The sequence below is a fragment of the Rhizobacter sp. SG703 genome (assembly GCF_012275445.1).
GTDB lineage: Bacteria > Pseudomonadota > Gammaproteobacteria > Burkholderiales > Burkholderiaceae_C > Rhizobacter.
In genome coordinates this window covers 510,817-527,923 of sequence record NZ_JAAZQK010000003.1, presented here as the reverse complement: position 1 = coordinate 527,923, position 17,107 = coordinate 510,817, and the positions used below count along the sequence as shown (strand labels likewise).

Annotated in this window: 11 protein-coding genes; 2 read left to right on the top strand and 9 right to left on the bottom strand. The window is 70.8% G+C overall.

Features of this window, described 5'->3' with window-relative positions:
- Positions 1–16: 16 nt before the first annotated feature.
- Genes FHT26_RS07995 through FHT26_RS07985 form a run of 3 tightly spaced genes read right to left on the bottom strand, consistent with a single transcriptional unit; the run spans position 17 to position 2,982 of the window.
- Positions 17–1,504 (bottom strand): YncE family protein, encoded by a 1,488-nt coding sequence (locus FHT26_RS07995; protein WP_168559603.1) that lies wholly within the window; start codon positions 1,502–1,504, stop codon positions 17–19.
- A gap of 40 nt (positions 1,505–1,544) precedes the next feature.
- Positions 1,545–2,009: a DUF305 domain-containing protein gene (locus FHT26_RS07990; protein ID WP_210427286.1), complete on the bottom strand. Its 465-nt coding sequence runs from the start codon at positions 2,007–2,009 to the stop codon at positions 1,545–1,547.
- Between the two features lie 58 nt (positions 2,010–2,067).
- Entirely contained in the window at positions 2,068–2,982 is a 915-nt protein-coding gene (locus tag FHT26_RS07985) for a DMT family transporter (protein WP_168559602.1), read from the bottom strand.
- Between the two features lie 94 nt (positions 2,983–3,076).
- Here FHT26_RS07985 and FHT26_RS07980 point away from each other — a divergent pair, with 94 nt between their 5' ends.
- Both FHT26_RS07980 and FHT26_RS07975 read left to right on the top strand, forming a co-directional pair.
- On the top strand, positions 3,077–3,943 hold the full coding sequence (locus FHT26_RS07980) for a LysR family transcriptional regulator (RefSeq protein ID WP_168559601.1): 867 nt from the start codon (positions 3,077–3,079) through the stop codon (positions 3,941–3,943).
- Positions 3,944–4,008: 65 nt separating this feature from the next.
- Positions 4,009–4,644 carry a hypothetical protein gene (locus tag FHT26_RS07975; protein ID WP_168559600.1) on the top strand — a complete coding sequence of 212 codons (636 nt, stop codon included), beginning with the start codon at positions 4,009–4,011 and terminating at the stop codon, positions 4,642–4,644.
- 30 nt (positions 4,645–4,674) lie between these two features.
- Here the strand turns inward: FHT26_RS07975 and FHT26_RS07970 are convergent, their stop codons facing one another.
- From FHT26_RS07970 to FHT26_RS07945, 6 genes are all read right to left on the bottom strand, one after another.
- Positions 4,675–5,625: a recombination-associated protein RdgC gene (locus tag FHT26_RS07970; protein WP_168559599.1), complete on the bottom strand. Its 951-nt coding sequence runs from the start codon at positions 5,623–5,625 to the stop codon at positions 4,675–4,677.
- Between the two features lie 43 nt (positions 5,626–5,668).
- Positions 5,669–8,782, bottom strand: coding sequence for a hypothetical protein (locus FHT26_RS07965; RefSeq protein ID WP_168559598.1), 3,114 nt, complete (start codon positions 8,780–8,782; stop codon positions 5,669–5,671).
- A 143-nt stretch (positions 8,783–8,925) separates the two neighbouring features.
- A complete protein-coding gene (locus tag FHT26_RS07960) occupies positions 8,926–9,798 on the bottom strand; it encodes a transglutaminase family protein (RefSeq protein WP_168559597.1) in 873 nt (290 codons plus the stop codon).
- A gap of 105 nt (positions 9,799–9,903) precedes the next feature.
- Positions 9,904–12,390 carry a circularly permuted type 2 ATP-grasp protein gene (locus FHT26_RS07955; protein ID WP_168559596.1) on the bottom strand — a complete coding sequence of 829 codons (2,487 nt, stop codon included), beginning with the start codon at positions 12,388–12,390 and terminating at the stop codon, positions 9,904–9,906.
- A 418-nt stretch (positions 12,391–12,808) separates the two neighbouring features.
- Positions 12,809–16,243 (bottom strand): transglutaminase family protein, encoded by a 3,435-nt coding sequence (locus FHT26_RS07950; protein ID WP_168559595.1) that lies wholly within the window; start codon positions 16,241–16,243, stop codon positions 12,809–12,811.
- Entirely contained in the window at positions 16,244–17,092 is an 849-nt protein-coding gene (locus FHT26_RS07945) for a transglutaminase family protein (protein ID WP_168559594.1), read from the bottom strand.
- Positions 17,093–17,107 lie beyond the last annotated feature (15 nt).

The following is a 17,107-nucleotide window of genomic DNA, read 5'->3' as shown; positions in this document are numbered from 1 at the left end:
GGGCTGACGGGACCTGCTAAGGCGCCTGCACCTGCACCGGGTCGCCCGGCTTGCCGGCCACCTGCGGCGCGATCACCAGGTAGCGCCGCGGGTCGTTCGCACCGTCGGCACCCTGCACCTGCTGGCGGATCGGCCCGATCGCATTGACGACGGCGGCACCGGCCGGGTTGGTCATGAAGTTCGCCAGCGGCTGCAGCGTGCCGCTGCCGTCGGGCCGGTCGGCAAGCGCCAGCACATACGGACGCCGCGGTTCGAGCCCGCTCGCCGAGGCCTGCAGCACCTGCAGCAGCCCCTGGTCGAACAGCGACACGCTGGTCGGCGCGCTCGGGCTCGCGCTCGCCACCGTCTTGCCGTCCTGCGGCGCAACCAGCGACAGGTGCGCGACCTGGCCGGCGAGGCCGATCGGTTGCAGGCCCCGGGTTCCATCGCCCGATCCGACCGGCACCGCATTCGGCACATAGGCGATCGCCTGCGGCGCCTGCCCGATCGGCACCTGCGCGACGACGGTGTTCGTCGCGGTGTCGATCGCCGCGAGCGCGTCGGCATTCTCCAGCCCGACATAGACGCGCTTGCCGTCGCCGGACGGCCAGAGGCCGTGCGGCAGCGCGCCCACCGGGATCGACGCCACCGGCGAGAAGTCGTCGGTGCGGAACACCTTCACCACATTCGACCCGCCGATCGTCAGGTACGCGAACGTGCCCTTCGCGGTGCGCGCGAAGTTCACATGGTTCGTCAGCGGCCCGGTGTCGAACGACTTCAGCACCGCGAACGGCGGCTTCGCGTCGAACACCATCGTGCGGCCGATGTCCTTGAGCGTGAGCCACACCTGCCTGCCGTCCGGTGTCGCGGCGATGTTGGGGCAGAACGGGCTGTCCTGCTTGACGCGGCCGACAATCTGGTGCGTCGCGACCGCGACGACGACGGTCTCCGGATTGAACGAAGAGCAGATGTAGCCGTAGCGGCCGTCCGGCGAGAAGATCTGCATCCCCGGGCCGGCGGGCGTGATGATGCGGGTCTTCTCCTCGAAGCTGTCGGCATCGATCACCGACACGTAGTTCTCGCCGCGAACGGTGACCCACAGTTCCTTGCCGTCGGGCGTGTAGAAGGCCTCGTGCGGCGAGCGGCCCAGGTAAGTGGTGTGCCTGACCGCGTTGCTCGCGGTGTCGATGAAGCTCACCGAGTTCGACCCGATCGACACCACTGCGAGCGTGCGGTGGTCGGGCGAGAAGCCCATGCCGTGCACCAGCACCTGGCCGCGGTACAACGGACTGAAGTTCCCCGGCGACGGATCGCCCAGGCGGATGACGCCGAGCAACTGGTTGTCGACCGGGTCGGTGACGGACACGGTGTTGGAGAACTGCTCGGCCGCGTAGACGCGGTCACGGTGGCTGATCGCGATGTCGGCGTCGGAGGCGGCCCCCGGGGCCTGGCCCGCGCAGGCGACGGCGGTCGCGGCGCAGAGGGCGCTGCCCGACAGGAAGCGGCGAAGATGGCTTGGTTTCATGGTTGCAGGCGTGGTGGGTGAGGTGAGATCGGATTCGCGCCTAGCGGGCCGCCGCCTGGGTCGGCGCCGGGGTCGAAGGCGGCAGCGGCTGGCCCAGCGCGAGGCGCATCGCGGCGATCTCCTGCTGCTGTTCCACGATGATTCCCTGCGCGATGCGGCGCAGCTGCTCGTTGCTGCCGTAGCGCAACTGGGCCTGCGCCATGTCGATCGCGCCCTGGTGGTGCGGGATCATCATCGCGGCGAAATCGCGGTCGATGTCGCCGGTCGGGGGGACGGCCATCCCCGCCATCATCTTCGCCATCGCGGCATCGTTGGCCGCCGCGAAGCCGGCCTGCGTCGATCCGCCCGTCGAGCAGATCGTCATGAAGGCAGAGGCCGCCGCCGTGCGCAGCGGACCGGTCGAAGCGTCCAGCGCCACGAACGCAGCGGCGGCGCCCGCCAGCGCGGCGACGGACAGGCTCGACCAGCCGTGTCGGCGTGGGTCCTGCAGAAGTGTCAATGGCATCGGGTGTCCTGGGCATGAAGGCATGTGCCGTCATGGGGTGGACGCCGCCCGCCTCGATTTATTCCATCCGTCTTCGCGCGCCCCACAGCGCCGCGCCCATCAACAGCATCCCCACCGACTGCCAGGCCGTCAGGCTGCGGCCGTAGACCAGCCAGTCCACGCCGACCGCGGCGAACGGGTAGACGAACTGCAGCAGCGCGATGCGGCCGGTCGGCAAGCGCGCCATGCCGGCGTACAGCAGCACATACGCCAGGCCGGTGTGGATCACACCCAGCCCGGCCAGCCAGCCCCAGGCCGCGGGTTGCGCGGGCCAGCCCTGCGACAGCGGCCACCAGGCCGTCAGCACGACGCCGACCGCGCACTGCCAGGTCGCCAACGCGAACGACGACGCCCCGCGCGCCAGCTTCGCGATCAGCGTGACCGCCGCGTAGCTGAGCGAGCCGCCGAGGCACATCGCCAGGCCGGCGAGGTAGCGCGCCGAAGCGGCATCGCCTTGCCGATGGCCGTCTGGTCCGGCCAGCCCGCTGGCCAGCGCCAACCCCAGCAAGGCCAGCGCGACGGCCGCCCAGCGCCGTGCGCCGATGCGCTCGTGCAGCCACCATGCGCCGAAGCCCATCACCCACAGCGGCTGCACGTGGAACACCACCGTCGCGACGCCGATCGACGTGCGCTCGATGGCCGCGAAGAACAGCGCCCAGTTGGACACCATCAACACACCGCAGGCGAGGGCCGCCGCCAGCGCGCGCGGCGCGAGCCGCAGTTCGTGCAGTCGACCGGTCGCCGCGCCCCAGGCAAGCAGCGCGAGGCCGCCGAACGCACAGCGGAAGCACACCGCCATCAGCGGATGCTGGCCGGCCTCTTCGACGAACACGCCGAGCGTGCCGAGCAGCAGGCCGCCGGCGGTCATCAGCAGCACGCCGCGCTCGGTCGACGAAGCGGTGGGCGCGGCCCGCATGGCGGTGGAGGAATTCATCGCGCGAATCGTCGGCGCGGCTCGCCATCCCGTAAAGCGCATAGTTCAGCTGGCTACCATTCGATTTCCGGCACGATCCTGAAGGAGCCAGCGCATGACCTCCCCCGACCTGCAGCTCGACTGGCTGCGCGCCTTCGTCGCCGTCGTCGATGCCGGCTCGCTGACGGCGGCTGCGCCGCAGGTGCACCGCTCGCAGTCGGCGCTGAGCATGCAGATCCGCAAGCTCGAAGACGCCGTCGGCCGGCCGGTGCTGACCCGCGGCCCGCGCCACCTGGCGCTGACGCCCACCGGCCACGAACTGCTCGGCTACGCGCGCCGGCTGCTGGAGCTGCATGCCGAAGCGCTAGGCGCGCTGAGCGACAGCCGCGTCAGCGGCCATGTGCGGCTGGGCGTGCCCGACGACTATGCGGTGGCCTACCTGGCGCCGGTGCTGCGCACCTTCGCGAGTCGCCACGGGCTGGTCGAGATCACGCTGTCGTGCGCGCAGTCGACGGTGCTGATCCCGCAGGTGCAGCGCGGCGAGATCGACGTCGCGATCGTCACGCGCGACCGGCCGCAGCGCGGCACGCTGCTGTTCCGCGAGCCGATGGTGTGGGTCGGCGCGGCGCAGCACGAGGCCTGGCGGCGCGAGCCGCTGCCGCTCGCGATGTACGAGGCCGGCAGCCTGGCGCGCCAGGCGGTGCTCGCCGCGCTGGCGGCGCAGCGGCGCCGGCACCGCACCGTGACCCACAGCCAGAGCCTGGTCGGGCAGCTGGCGGCCGTCGAGGGCGGGCTGGCGGTCGCGGCACTCACGCGCTGCAGCGTGCCGGCGGGCCTGCAGGTCCTCGACGCGCGGCACCAGCTGCCGCCGCTGCCGGACATGGAGGTCGCGGTGCTGCGCAGCAAGGCCAGCCACGGCGACGCGGCCGCGGACGCGATGCAGGCCCAGATCGTGAATACCTTGCGCCGTTCACCCGCCTGAGGGATGGACGGGCGGCGCGAACGCAGCAGAATCCCTCCCCACCCAAGAACAACCGGAGGGGAAACGTGAAGAGATCGACCACAGCCCGTGTCGCGCAGGGCCTGTTGAGCGCCATGGCGTCGATGAGCTGGATCGCAGCCGCAGCGCTGGTGGCGGCACCGGCCGCGTCGGCGCAATCGATGTACCGATGCAAGTCGGGCAACTCGACCTATGTGTCCGACCGGCCGTGCACCAGCGGCGCCGGCTCGACGCTCGGCACCGTCGGCGCGGTCCAGAACAATCCCTCTCCCCCACCGTCGGGCACCTACGTTCCACGCCCGGCGAAGACCGCCGAGCATGTGGCCTACCTGAGCTCGGCCTGCGCCGACATCGCCGAGGCGATCCGCACCGGCCCGTCGCGCGGCGTGCGCGGCGACGTGATCAGCGGCCTGCACGAGGAATACCGGCAAAAGTGCTCGGAGGACGATGCGGCGGCACGCCAGCGGGTCGCGGAAGACCGGCGCAACGAGCGCGACGCCCGGCGGACGGCGCAGTCGGCCAGCCAGCAACAGCAGCAGCAGGCGCGCATCGCGAGCGACCAGTGCAACGAGCTGCTGCGCATCCTGGCGGCGAAACGCCGGCAGACCGCGACGATGAGCGACGGCGAGCGTGCCGACCTGCAGCGCTCGGAAACGAGCTACGCGGAGCGCTGCAAGCAGTGACGCGGCCGGGCCGGGCCGCGCCGGTGCCCGTCAGGCCGCCAGCGGCTGGGGCGCCGGGGCCGCGGCACCGGTGACGGCGTCGCGGTTCAGCTCGCCGCCGAGCGCCTCGATCAGCGCCGGGATCAGCTGCTGCAGTTCGCCGGTGACCAGCGCGACGTCGGCGTCGAAGTGGTCTTCATCCTTGGTGGCGGTCGATGCGCCTTCGAGCACCACGTCGAGCAGCTTCAGCTTCTTGATGGTCATCGCATCGCTGAGCACGAAGGACACCCGCGAGGACCAGGTCATCGCGAGCTGGGTCGGCAGCTTGCCTTGCACGATGTGCTGGCCGACCTCGTCGATGTCGAGCGTGTGGCGGGCGTACTTGACGGTGGCCTTCTCGCTGTCGGGCTGCTTCAGCTCGCATTCGCGGTCGATCGTGAAGCCGGCCGGCGCTTCCTTGCTGGTCAGCCATTCGGCCATCGCGGTGGCCGGCGAGATCGCACTCTGCGCGAGGCTGAGCCGGATGCCGCCGCCGAGCAGCTCGACCAGCATCGTGACGACGCGGTCGGCCTTGGCCATGCTGGCCGCGTCGATCACGACGAAGCCCGCGCGCACGTCGATCCAGACCAGCGTCGCGGAGCGCTTCGGGAAGGCGCGCGGCAGCAGGTCCTGCACGATCTCCTCTTTCAGCTCCTTGGCGAGCTTGCCTTTCGGGCGGCGGCCGGTCTCGGCCTCGATGCGGTCGAGCCGGGCTTCGAGCTCGGCCTTCACGACCGACGACGGCACCGCCTTGCGCTCGACCCCGAGGCGCAGCACCAGCTGGCCGCCGACGTTCTCGATCAGCGCGCCCTCCTTGTCGCCACGCGGCTGCAGCCAGCCGGCGGATTCGGGCTGCGTCGCGCCGCAGGCGGTGAAGCGGCTGCTGGCCAGCCGGTCTTCGACCTCATCCAGCGGGGGCGGGGTCCATTGGTCGATGCGGTAGAGGAGCGCGTTCTTGAACATGGGCACAACGGGAGTGGGGCCCGGATTGTAGGAGCCTGCGGGATCAGCTCGAATCCGTCAGGAAAACGGCACGAACAGCGTCGACGCCTTGTTGATCGCAGCAGGCCTGCACGGCGGCCTGCACGGTGGCGTACGCCGTCTTCTTCCCCGCCACCTCGAGTTGCCACCCTGGCGGATCTTCGAGCGTCCTTTCGAGCAAGGCCCACGGTCGGGTCGAGCGCGGGGAAAGCTCGCCGAGCACCAGGCGTGCGCCCTCCCCCATCGCAGCTTCCAGCGACTCGTATTGGCTGGGCCCGCCGCCGTCTCCGTGGTGCGGGGCAATGCCGTCGCGGGAGATCACGCGGTCGTGCAGCCGCATTCCCCGGTTGTGCTCCGACATCTCGAACGAGATCCGCAAGGCTTTCAGCGTCGGGGCGACACCCGCTTCGCCGATGAAGCGTTCATCCACGCCGCGGCCGGCCTCGCTGGCCAGCCAACGCAGCGCCGAGGCCGGCGCCAGGCTTCGAACCTCGATCGGCAACGGCTCGTTCCAGTCGCCGCGCGTCACCCACGCCGCCAGTGCGTCCGCGCGGAGGACGCCCGTCCTGCGGCCACCCAGGTCGCAAGAGAATCCGCCCCGCCCGTCGCTCGTCCACGCGTGGCCGCGGAACTTGTCGTGTGTCGCGCAATGCCGGGCCAGTGCAGCGGCGGTGCGGCGTCGCTGCCGCGGGGTACCGACGGCGAACCGGCGTGCCCATTCGCCGTGCAGTTTCGCGAACAACGTCTCGCCCTCGATCAGTGGCTCCGCGGGTGGCGGCATCGCGCACCCTGCCGCCAGATGCCGCAGCCCCGCAGAGAGTTCCTCGGTGGTGCAAGCCCTGGAGACTTCCGCACCATCGTCTGCGGCGGTGGCCGGATGAGCGAGGATGCGCGAGAGCGCTTGATGCCCCGGTATCCATCGGCGCTGCGCGAACTCGCGAAACGCCGTCAAGTCGCGCAGCACCGGGCTGTCGTCCCGCCACCCGAAGGCGTCGCCGTTGCCCGTCTCCTCGGCGATCGCGCTCGCCAGCGCGCTCATGTGGTCCATGAAGAGTGCCGGCGGCACGCTGCGGAACAGGCGCTCGGCCACGGCCTGCATCTGCGCACCCGTCAACGCGGACGGCGCGGCGAGATGGCCGTTGCGCTCCAGCCATTCGTTCATCGCGTGCAGGTCGACCTGCTCGCCCATCAGGTGTCGATCGAGAAGGCACGCGAATTTAACGGCGTCGGGTTCGCTGCTCGCGCCCAGGCGCGCAATCCAGCAGGCGGCATGGAAACTCGGCAACAGGGCGCCGACCGGCAGCTTCGGCGGCGTCGCCGGCAAGCCGAAGGCGGCGGCGTACTGCGCACGCCGCGCCGTCAGCTCATGCCATTCGATGTCGCGCGGATGCACGCCTTGCGTGCGCAGTTCGTCGGAACCTGCCCGGATCATCCGCTCGATGTCGTGGAGCAGGGCCGCATCGATGTCCGCGATGGCGAGGAACGCCTGGATGCGTGCCTCGACCTCGGCATCGGGATGCCCCGTGGCAGGCCGGCGGGCCAGCAGTCCGGCGAATTCATCCAGGGCCGCCACCACCTGCGTCTCGGGGGTGACCTGGTGGACGTACCTGCCGGCAAAGCCGTCCCGGCCGCCGGTCCAGTAGCCTGTGGTTCCCGCGACTGACAAGGTTTCCTGTTCCTTGAAGAGGCGGGTGCGGTCTGCAGCCGACGTGGTGGCGGCCAGGATGGTCGCGTCGTACAGCTCGCGGCGCGATCGCCCCCGCATCGCCTCTCGCGTCGCCGCTTTCGCAACATAGCTGGCCAGGTACCCGCCCGTCACGACGCCACCCACCAGCCCGGCGGTCAGGCCGATCGGCCATGCCACGGTCGCTGCCGCCACGGCGGCGACGACCATCGCGGCGGTAGCCAGCGGTGCCGTCACGGCGGCATTGGCCGCGCCCTTCGCTACCCGCGCCATCCCGAAGCGCTTCTCGTAGCGCGCCTGCTTCATCAGGCGCCGCTGCCGCTTCAGCGCGCCTTTCAGCACATGGAGCAGAGCCTGGCGATCCGCAGGGCAGGCAACGGGCCCCTGTGCCGCTGCCAGGTCGTCGATCTGCTGCTGGATCTGCTGGCACCTGACCCGGCAACGGCGGTACTCCTTCTTGCGAAAGCCGATCTCTCCGAGCCCGACCCCGATGTCGATGCCGGCGCACGCGAGCGACACCGGCAGAGCCGCCGCGCCCAGCGCCGTGCTGGCCGTTCCGAGACCCAGCGACGCGAGATCCGCACCCGACTGGATCTTCATGCCCATGCCGGCCACGCCCATCAAGGCATTGAGGCTGGAAAAGCCGGCGTCCCGCACCATGGCCTCGCAGGAACGCTGCAGCGCCTTGCGCGCCGCCTTGTCGAACAACGCGCAGCGCGAGAGGGCCTCCTGGCATCGGCGAAAACCGAACACCACCTCGGGGCTCGACTGCGTTTCCGCCGCGCGGTTCGCAAGATACTTGGTGAAGTGCCGGTGGAACACGACGACCTCGACCTTCCAGCGGTCCTGCTCGTCGACCGCGTCGAGGAACGTGTTGAACATGTCCAAGCCGTCGAACAGGCAGCAACCGGCGGCCACCGCCCCCCCGAGTCCGAGCACTTCCAGGCCACCCGCCGGCAGTTCGAAGCCCGGGCCGTTCGGCAAGGTCGCGGCATTCGCGCCGGTCCGGAACAGGGCGCTCTGCATCCACACCAGCGCCGAGGACCCCGTGACGGTGGACACCAGCGTCCTTGCATCTCCGCCGCTTCGGAACGCCTTGCTGCCGTGGGTGCGTGGCCGGTTCAGGCGGCCGCGAATCGCGAATTCGGCGCGTCGCCAGGCCTTGGAAGGCAGGTTCCGTGCCCTTGCATAGCGGCTCGGTCGAGACGTCGGCCCCGCCGGCAGGTAGGTCCCATCGGCCGCCTTCACCACCAGTCCCTTGGCGAGCAGCCTTGCAGCAAGGCGCTCGACCTTGGCCGAGACCTCGCCCTCGGCCAGCGCCTGCAGCGCACCCACCGTTTCCTTCGCACGCACTTCCAGCTCATGCGGCGCCAGGGGGATCGGCGGCTGCTGCGCAACCTTCGGGGAAGGCTGGCGAGGCTGGAAAACCTTCGAACGGATGGAGCCACCGCACATGAGCAAGTCCCCTCGCGCAAACAGCCCCAATCGACTCGATCCGATCGTTGTCACACCGAGGGGGCGATGCATGCTGAGTGGCCCGCCCCGGGAATTCGTTCGCTGTCCAGATGAACCGGACGGAAACCCGCATCAGGCCAGTATCAGGCCGGCGTCACGCTCACCGACACATCGAGCTGCTGCTCGCCACCGCCGAGGATCACGCCGCGCAGCGGCACCACGTCGGCAAAGTCGGCGCCCCACGCGAGCGTGATGTAGCGCTCGTCGGCCAGCTGGTTGTTGGTGGGGTCGAACTCGACCCAGCCGTGCGCCGGCGAATACGCCGCCACCCAGGCGTGCGACGCGTCGACGCCGAGCAGCCGCGGCTGTCCCGGCGGCGGGTCGGTGAGCAGGTAGCCCGACACGTAGCGGGCCGGCAGCCCGTGCCCGCGCAGGCAGGCGATCATCAGGTGCGCGAAGTCCTGGCAGACGCCGCGCCGCTGGTACAGCACCTCGTCGACCGAGGTGCTCACCGTGGTCGCGCCGGCCTCGAACTCGAAGTCGCCATGGATCGCCTGCGTCAGCGCCGACAGCGCGTCGAACCAGTCGCGGCCCGGCGCGAGCGCGCTGCGCGCATACAGCCGCGCGCCTTCGGACAGCGGCACCAGCACCGTCGGCTCGCACATGCGGGCCGGCTCCAGCGCGCCGAGCGTCGGCGTGTTGCGGACCGCATCTCGCACCGATTCCCAGCCCTGTGCCGCCGACGCCCACAGCGGCCGCGTGCCGACCTCGACGCTGCAGGCCATGCGCACCCGCAGCAGCCGGTGCGCGCCGTGCAGCCCGAAATGCGTGACGCTGTTGCCGAAGCTGTCGGGCGCGTCGTGGCGCTCGTCGGGCGGCGGGTCGATCTGCAGCGAATGCGACAGCAGCTTCTGCCACGGCAGGTCGCGCGGCGCGAGCCGGGCCAGCTGCCACGACTGCGACACCGGCGCCGCGTAGGCGTATCGGGTCTCGTGCTCGACGGTATAGCGGTTCATGTCTGCCCCTCGTCGGATGGGTACATCCGCCGATCCCCCGACGGGATGCCGGCCGGCTTGGGAGCGGCCCGGCGCTCGTCCGGCTCTCGCATGCGGCCGCTCACGCTACGCCACCAGGGACAGCACGCTGCGCGACGCGGCGTGCGAGAAGAACTTCAGCGTCAGCTCGTCCGACACCGTGTGGGCGGCACGCTGCAGTTGGTCGATGACGGCGGCCAGCGCCTCGCTCTCGGGGTGCAGGTCGTGCGCGCCGAGCGCCAGCAGCGCCGCCTGCGCAGGGCCGAGCAGGTCGCTCGCGAAACGGCCGTGCGTGCGTTCGAGCTTGTCGACGTACTCCACCAGCCCCTTCACCTGGAACGCGACCGAGCGCGGGTTGGTGTCGTCGCGCAGCAGCAGGTCGAGCACCGGCAGCCATTCCGGCGCCACCAGGTAGCGCGAGCGGAAGGTCACGGTGGAATCGGCCAGCTCCAGCAGCCAGTCGAGCCCGCTGCTGCGGCCCTCGCGGGTGGCGACCTTCAGCGTCTGGCACAGCGTCGACAGGCGCTCGATGCGCCGCCCGATCGACAGGAAGCGCCACGAGGTGCTGCGCGTCATGCCGTCGAGCACGAAGCCCGACAGCGTCATCATCGACGTGACCGCGCGGTCGAGCCAGGCCAGCGCCAGCGCCAGCGAGCCGCCGCGTTGGAACACCGGGTCGGCGATCAGCTGGTTCAGCGTGCGCCAGTTGTCGGCCGACATGCGGTCGCGCAGGCTGAACGCGACGCGCAGCAGCTGGCGAAGCCGCACGCTCAAGCCCTCGTCCGGATGGGTCGCGGCGCGCAGCAACTCGGTGCCGACGTCGTCCGATGCATCGATCAGGCCCATGCGGCGCGCGAGCGCGAGTGTCGGCGTCAGGCCGTCTTCCGGGTCGTCGGCCCGTGCATCGACATTGCCGAGCACGCCGGCCACCGCGACGCGCAGCAGCCGTGCCGACGCGTCGCAGCGCTCGCCATAGCGGCCGAACCAGAACAGGTTCTCGGCGGTGCGCGACGGCACGTTGCCCTTGGTCGTGGCCAGGTCGGTCGGCGTCACGGTGCGCGTCAGCAGCGAGAACGACGCGTTGACGGGCCGGTCGGACAGCACCCAGGTGTCTTTCGAGCGCCCGCCGCGCTGCATGCCGATCACGCGGTCGTCTTCATTGCCGGCCACGCGGGTCAGGCCGCCGGGCATCACGCGGTAGCCGTTCGGCGTCGCGACCGCGAACACCCGCAGCCCGACGGTGCGCGCGCTCAGGTGCTCGCTGTGGCGCGCTGCGGCACCTTGCGCGCGCTGCTCGCGCTCCAGCACCGGCGCCTGCGACACATGCACCCATTCCTGCGCCACGTAGCGCTGCGGGCGCGCCGCCACTCGGGCGCGCAGCAGCACGCGCTCGTCGGCCGACAGGTCGGCGCCGAACACCGCCGGCTCGCCGGCCGAGCGGTCGAGCGGCTTGATGATCAGGTGATCGATGCGCTTCCAGGCGTCGTCGAAGGCCGCCGGCTCGCCCAGCCACCAGGTGGCGACCGACGGCAGCAGCAGCGGTTCGCCGAGCAGTTGCTCGCTGAGCTTCGGCAGGTAGCCGAGCAGCGCGCCGGATTCGAGCACGCCGGAGCCGAGCGCATTCGCCAGCAGCACGGTGCCGCGGCGTGCGCAGTCGGTGAGACCCGCCACGCCGAGTGCCGAATCGGAGCGCAGCTCGAGCGGATCGCAGTAGTCGTCGTCCTGGCGGCGCAGCAGCGCATGCACCCGCTTCAGGCCGTCGACCGTCTTCATCCAGACGCGGCCGTCGCGCACCGTCAGGTCGCTGCCTTCGACGAGTGCGAAGCCGAGGTAGCGCGCCAGCAGCGCATGTTCGAAGTAGGTCTCGTTGTACGGCCCCGGCGTCAGCAGCCCGATCAGCGGCGGGCCATCGCCCTTCGGGGCCAGCCGCAGCAGCGACTCGCGCAGGTTCGAGAAGAACGAGGCCAGGTGCTGCACGTGCAGGTCGCGGAACATCTGCGGGAACACCCGCGACACGACGAGCCGGTTCTCCAGCGCGTAGCCGGCGCCCGAAGGCGCCTGCGTGCGGTCGTTGACGACCCACCAGCGGCCGTCGGGCGAGCGGGCCAGGTCGGCCGCGTACTGGAACAGGTGCACGCCGCCGGCCGGGCGGATGCCCTGCACCTGGTGCAGGAAGCCGCTGTGGCCGAACACCACCGACGGCGGCACGCTGCCGTTGCGCAGCAGCTCCTGCGGGCCGTAGAGGTCGGTCAGCACGCGGTTCAGCAGCTCGGCGCGCTGCGCGATGCCGGCCTCGATCTCGTCCCATTCGGCCGGCGAGATCAGCAGTGGCAGCGGGTCGACCTCCCACGGCCGGTCGGCGCCCTGCGGGTCGGCATAGACGTTGTAGGTGATGCCGTTCTCGCGGATCTCGCGTTCCATCAGCGACAGCGTGTCGCCGATGTCGGGGCCCTGGCGTTGCGCGAGGGTCTTCAGGAAGGCTTCCCAGTGGGGGCGCGGCTCGCCGGCCGCGCCGAGCAGTTCGTCGTAACGGCCTTCGTGGACGGCGTAGCCCTCAAGCAGTGTTCTGAGCATGTATCGACTTCAAGCCAGTCGCCAGTTTGTCATGGAACCGCCCCCAGGGCGCCACCCAGCGGCCCGGCAAGCCGGCCTGCTCAGCGCGGCCCGGGGTGTCAACCGGGGATCAACTCCCATTTGTTCGCTTGTCACATCCCACAAGGCAGGGCGGTGCCCAAAGGCGCGTGGGGGGAGGCCGTGGAGCGCCAATAAGGAAGGGGCGCCGGAGCTGGCTGGCTTCATGGCCCGCGTGCGCAGCACGCTTCGTGAACTGACTGTCGCCGACTGTCTGACCACAGCGAACGAAGTGAGCGGAGGGAGTTTCGGCGACGGGCCATGAAGCCAGTCAGCGGAGGGAAGTCTTCGCCCCGCCAGGGGCGAAGACCGCTCCTGACGACGCGCCACGGCCTCCCCCCACGCGCCTTTGCAAGCGCACCTACAACGGTGCCCGCCGCAAATCCAGCGTGAACGGGAAGTCCGGATTCCGCTCCTCCTTCGGCACCGCCATCGCCCCCGGCGTGTGCCCGACGCGGAAGAAGCGCGCCAGTCGCCGCGCTTCGGCTTCGTAGGCATTGACCGGCGCGGTGTCGTAGTTGCGCCCGCCCGGGTGGGCCACGTGGTACTGGCAGCCGCCCAGCGAGCGGCTCATCCAGCTGTCGACCAGGTCGATCGTCAGCGGCGCATGCACCGCAATCGTCGGGTGCAGCGCCGACGGCGGGTTCCAGGCCCGGTAACGGACCGCGCCGACGAACTCGCCGACCTTGCCGGTCGACTGCATCGGGATCGCGCGGCCGTTGCAGGTCAGCACGTGGCGGTCGCCGACCAGCCCGGTGGCCCGCACCTGCAGCCGCTCCACCGACGAATCGACGAAGCGCACCGTACCTCCCGGCGCGCCCTCCTCGCCCATCACATGCCAGGGTTCCAGCGCAAGCCGCAGCTCGACCTCGGTGCCCATCGCGCTGAAATCGCCCAACCGCGGGAAGCGGAAGTTCAGGTGCGGCGCGAACCATTCCGGCTTCAGCCCGTAGCCGAACTGGTTCAGCTCGTCGATCACGTCGCACAGGTCCTGCCAGATGAAGTGCGGCAGCATGAAGCGGTCGTGCAGCTCGGTGCCCCAGCGCTTCAGGCGCGGCGGCTGGTAGGGCCGCTGCCAGAAGCGCGACACCAGCGCGCGCATCAGCAGCTGCTGCGTCAGGCTCATGCGCGCATGCGGCGGCATCTCGAACGCCCGCATCTCCAGCAGCCCGAGCCGGCCGGTCGGACCGTCGGGCGAGTACAGCTTGTCGATGCAGAACTCGGCGCGGTGGGTGTTGCCGGTCACGTCGATCAGCAGGTTGCGCATCAGCCGGTCGACCAGCCACGGCGGGCACGGGCCCTGGCCTTGCGCGGTGACGCGCTGCAGCTCGGCGAACGCGATCTCGATCTCGTAGACCGAATCGTTGCGCGCCTCGTCGACGCGCGGCGCCTGGCTGGTCGGCCCGATGAACAGCCCCGAGAACAGGTAGCTCAGCGCCGGGTGGTTGTGCCAGTAGCCGACCATGCTGGCCAGCAGATCGGGTCGGCGCAGGAACGGCGAATCGGCAACCGTGGCGCCGCCCAGCACGAAGTGGTTGCCGCCGCCGGTGCCGGTGTGGCGTCCGTCGACCATGAACTTCTCGGTCGACAAGCGCGTCTCGTGCGCCGCCTGGTACAGGTGCGTGGTCTGCTCGACCAGCTCGCCCCAGCTGTGTGCCGGGTGGATGTTGACCTCGATCACGCCGGGGTCGGGCGTGACGCGCAGCGTCGCCAGCCGCGGGTCCTTCGGCGGCTCGTAGCCTTCGAGGATCACCGGCAGTTTCATCTCGACCGCGGTGTCCTCGACCGCGGCGACCAGCTCCAGGTAGTCCTCCAGCGCGCTCGCCGGCGGCATGAAGATGTAGAGCCGGCCGCCGCGCGGCTCGGCGCTGATCGCGGTGCGGGTGACCCAGCCGGCCGATTCCTTCGGCGCCGGCTGGCGCGCCGCCACCTCGGGCGACAGGCCGCGCGCGACCGCCGGGCCCGGGCCGAGCGCGGCCCGCGAGCGGCCGGCAAAGCCGCCGGCACCGGTCTCGCTGCGCTCCCAGGCAGGCGTGGCACCGCTGGCGCCACCGCCGGCAGGTTCATGGGCGCCCTGCGCATGGCGCAGCCGGCGATAGGCCGGCAGCGGCGCGAACGGCTGCGTCTGGTCCGGCGGATGCACCCACGGCAGGTCGGTGTCCTTGGCCCACGGCTGCGAATCGAGCGGCAACCGGTAGCCCATCGCCGAATCGCCGGGGATCAGGTAGCAGCGTTCGGCGCGCAGGAACCACGGGCCGGTCTGCCACCGGCCTGTTGCGTTGCGGCCCGGGTTGCGCGCGATCGGCAACACATGCCCGACCACCTGGTCCAGCCCCTGGCCGAACACCTTGCGCAGGCGCTCGCGCTCCAGCGCATCGGACAGCTTCGCGTCGAACGGGTCGACGTTGACCGGCAGCTTGCGTTCGCGCCACAAGTAGTACCAGACATCTTCATACGCCGGGAACACGTACTTGCCGTCCAGCCCGAGGCGTTGCGCGACGCCTTCGAGGAACTTCTGCGCCTGCACGTCGGTGACGCCATAGTCCTGGTGCTCGTCGGCGAACAGCTCGGGATGCGTCCACACCGGCTCGCGGTCCTTGCGCCAGAACAGGTTCAGCGACCAGCGCGGCAACTGCTCGCCCGGGTACCACTTGCCCTGCCCGTAGTGCAGCAGCCCGCCGTCGCCATACTGGCGGCGCAGCTTGTCCATCAGGTCGGCACTGAGCAACCGCTTGGTCGGCCCCATCGCATCGGTGTTCCATTCGGCGCCGTCGCGGTCGTCGACCGACACGAAGGTCGGCTCGCCGCCCTGCGTCAGCCGCACGTCGTGGCGGCGCAGGTCGTCGTCGACGCGGTGGCCCATCGCCTCGATCTCGCGCCACTGCGCGTCGTCGTAGGGCAGCGTCACGCGCGGCGCTTCCCAGATGCGCGTGACCTGCATCCGGTGCTCGAACTCGGTCTCGCATTCGTCGAGCGCGCCGCTGACCGGCGCGGCCGACGACGGCTCCGGCGAGCAGGCGAGCGGGATGTGGCCCTCGCCGGCCAGCAGGCCCGAGGTCGGATCGAAGCCGATCCAGCCGGCGCCCGGCAGGTAGACCTCGCACCAGGCGTGCAGGTCGGTGAAATCGACCTCGGTTCCGCTAGGGCCGTCGAGCGATTTGACGTCGCTCTTCAGCTGGATCAGGTAGCCCGACACGAAGCGCGACGCGAAGCCCAGGTGGCGCAGCAGCTGCACCAGCAGCCAGCCGGAATCGCGGCACGAGCCGCTCGCGCTGACCAGCGTCTGCTCCGGCGTCTGCACGCCCGGCTCCATGCGGATCAGGTAGCCGATGTCCTTCTGCAGCCGCTGGTTCAGCGCGACCAGGAAGTTGGTCGTCTGCATCTTCTCGCGCGGGATGCTGGCCAGGTACTTCTCGAAGGCCGGCGTCAGCGGCATCTTGTGGCGGTACGGCTCGAGTTCGGTCGCGAGCGACTTGTCGTACTCGAACGGAAAATGCTCGGCCGCCGGCTCGAGGAAGAAATCGAACGGGTTCAGCACCGACATCTCGACCACCAGGTCGACCTCGATGCGGAACGACGTGGTCTTGTCGGGCACCACCAGGCGCGCGAGGTAGTTGGCCTGCGGGTCCTGCTGCCAGTTGATGAAGTGCGTGGCCGGCTCGATGCGCATCGAGTAGCTCAGCACCCGGGTGCGCGAATGCGGGGCCGGCCGCAGCCGGATCACCTGCGGGCCCAGGTGGATCGGCCGGTCGTACCGGTAGTGGGTCACGTGGTTGAGCGCGACATGGATGGACATTCAGGGCTCCTGGGCGGTGAGCACAGCGGTTGCGGGATCGGCTTCGGACGGTGCGTGGTCGGGCAGGACGCGGATGCCCACCTCGACGCGCATCGTCTCGTCGCCGCCGCCTTCGCGCACGCCGCGGATCGGCGAGCAGGCGGCGTAGTCGGGGCCGACGGCCAGGCGCACGTGGCGCTCGTCCATCAGGCAGCGGTGGGTGATGTCGACGCTGAGCCAGCGCCGCGCGTCCGGGTCGACGCAGACGTCGACCCACGCGTGGCTCGCCAGATCGGGCGCGTCGGGCGCGTGGAAATAGCCGCTGACATAGCGGGCCGGCACGCCGGCCGCACGGCAGGCGGCGATGAAGACATGGGCCTGGTCCTGGCACACGCCGGCGCCGAGCGCGAGCGCTTCGGCCGCGGTGGTGCGCGTGCTGGTGCGGCCGCCTTCGTAGGCGATGCGGTCGGCCACGGCGAGCGCCAGCGCGAGTGCGCGCGCCTCGTCGACCGGGCCGTCGAGGTGCTCGAGGCCGAGCGCGGCGAGCGGCCCGGCCGCATGGGTGAGCGGCGTGGCGCGCAGGTAGAACGCCGGCGGGATGCGGTCGTCGACCAGCAGCGGCGACGCATGCGTGCGCACGACCCCCGCGGCCCGCACCGCGCCACGGTAGGCACGCTGGCGCAGGCTCCAGGTGTGGGCCAGGTTGCCGAAGGCATCGCGCTGCGCGAACAGCTGGCCCGGCGCGGACAGGCTCCAGTCGAGCACCGTCTGGTGCGCGTTCGCCTGCGGCGTGAGGCACAGCGACTGCAGCGCGTACTGCAGCGGCGCGCTGTAGTCGTAGTGCGTGACGTGCCGGATGTCGAGCTTCATCCGGCGGCCCGCGCC

Coding starts and splice junctions, on each gene's coding strand:
- FHT26_RS07995 (WP_168559603.1), bottom strand. CDS start 1,504: ATGAAACCAAGCCATCTTCGCCGCTTCCTGTCGGGCAGCGCCCTCTGC.
- FHT26_RS07990 (WP_210427286.1), bottom strand. CDS start 2,009: ATGCCATTGACACTTCTGCAGGACCCACGCCGACACGGCTGGTCGAGC.
- FHT26_RS07985 (WP_168559602.1), bottom strand. CDS start 2,982: ATGAATTCCTCCACCGCCATGCGGGCCGCGCCCACCGCTTCGTCGACC.
- FHT26_RS07980 (WP_168559601.1), top strand. CDS start 3,077: ATGACCTCCCCCGACCTGCAGCTCGACTGGCTGCGCGCCTTCGTCGCC.
- FHT26_RS07970 (WP_168559599.1), bottom strand. CDS start 5,625: ATGTTCAAGAACGCGCTCCTCTACCGCATCGACCAATGGACCCCGCCC.
- FHT26_RS07965 (WP_168559598.1), bottom strand. CDS start 8,782: ATGTGCGGTGGCTCCATCCGTTCGAAGGTTTTCCAGCCTCGCCAGCCT.
- FHT26_RS07960 (WP_168559597.1), bottom strand. CDS start 9,798: ATGAACCGCTATACCGTCGAGCACGAGACCCGATACGCCTACGCGGCG.
- FHT26_RS07955 (WP_168559596.1), bottom strand. CDS start 12,390: ATGCTCAGAACACTGCTTGAGGGCTACGCCGTCCACGAAGGCCGTTAC.
- FHT26_RS07950 (WP_168559595.1), bottom strand. CDS start 16,243: ATGTCCATCCATGTCGCGCTCAACCACGTGACCCACTACCGGTACGAC.
- FHT26_RS07945 (WP_168559594.1), bottom strand. CDS start 17,092: ATGAAGCTCGACATCCGGCACGTCACGCACTACGACTACAGCGCGCCG.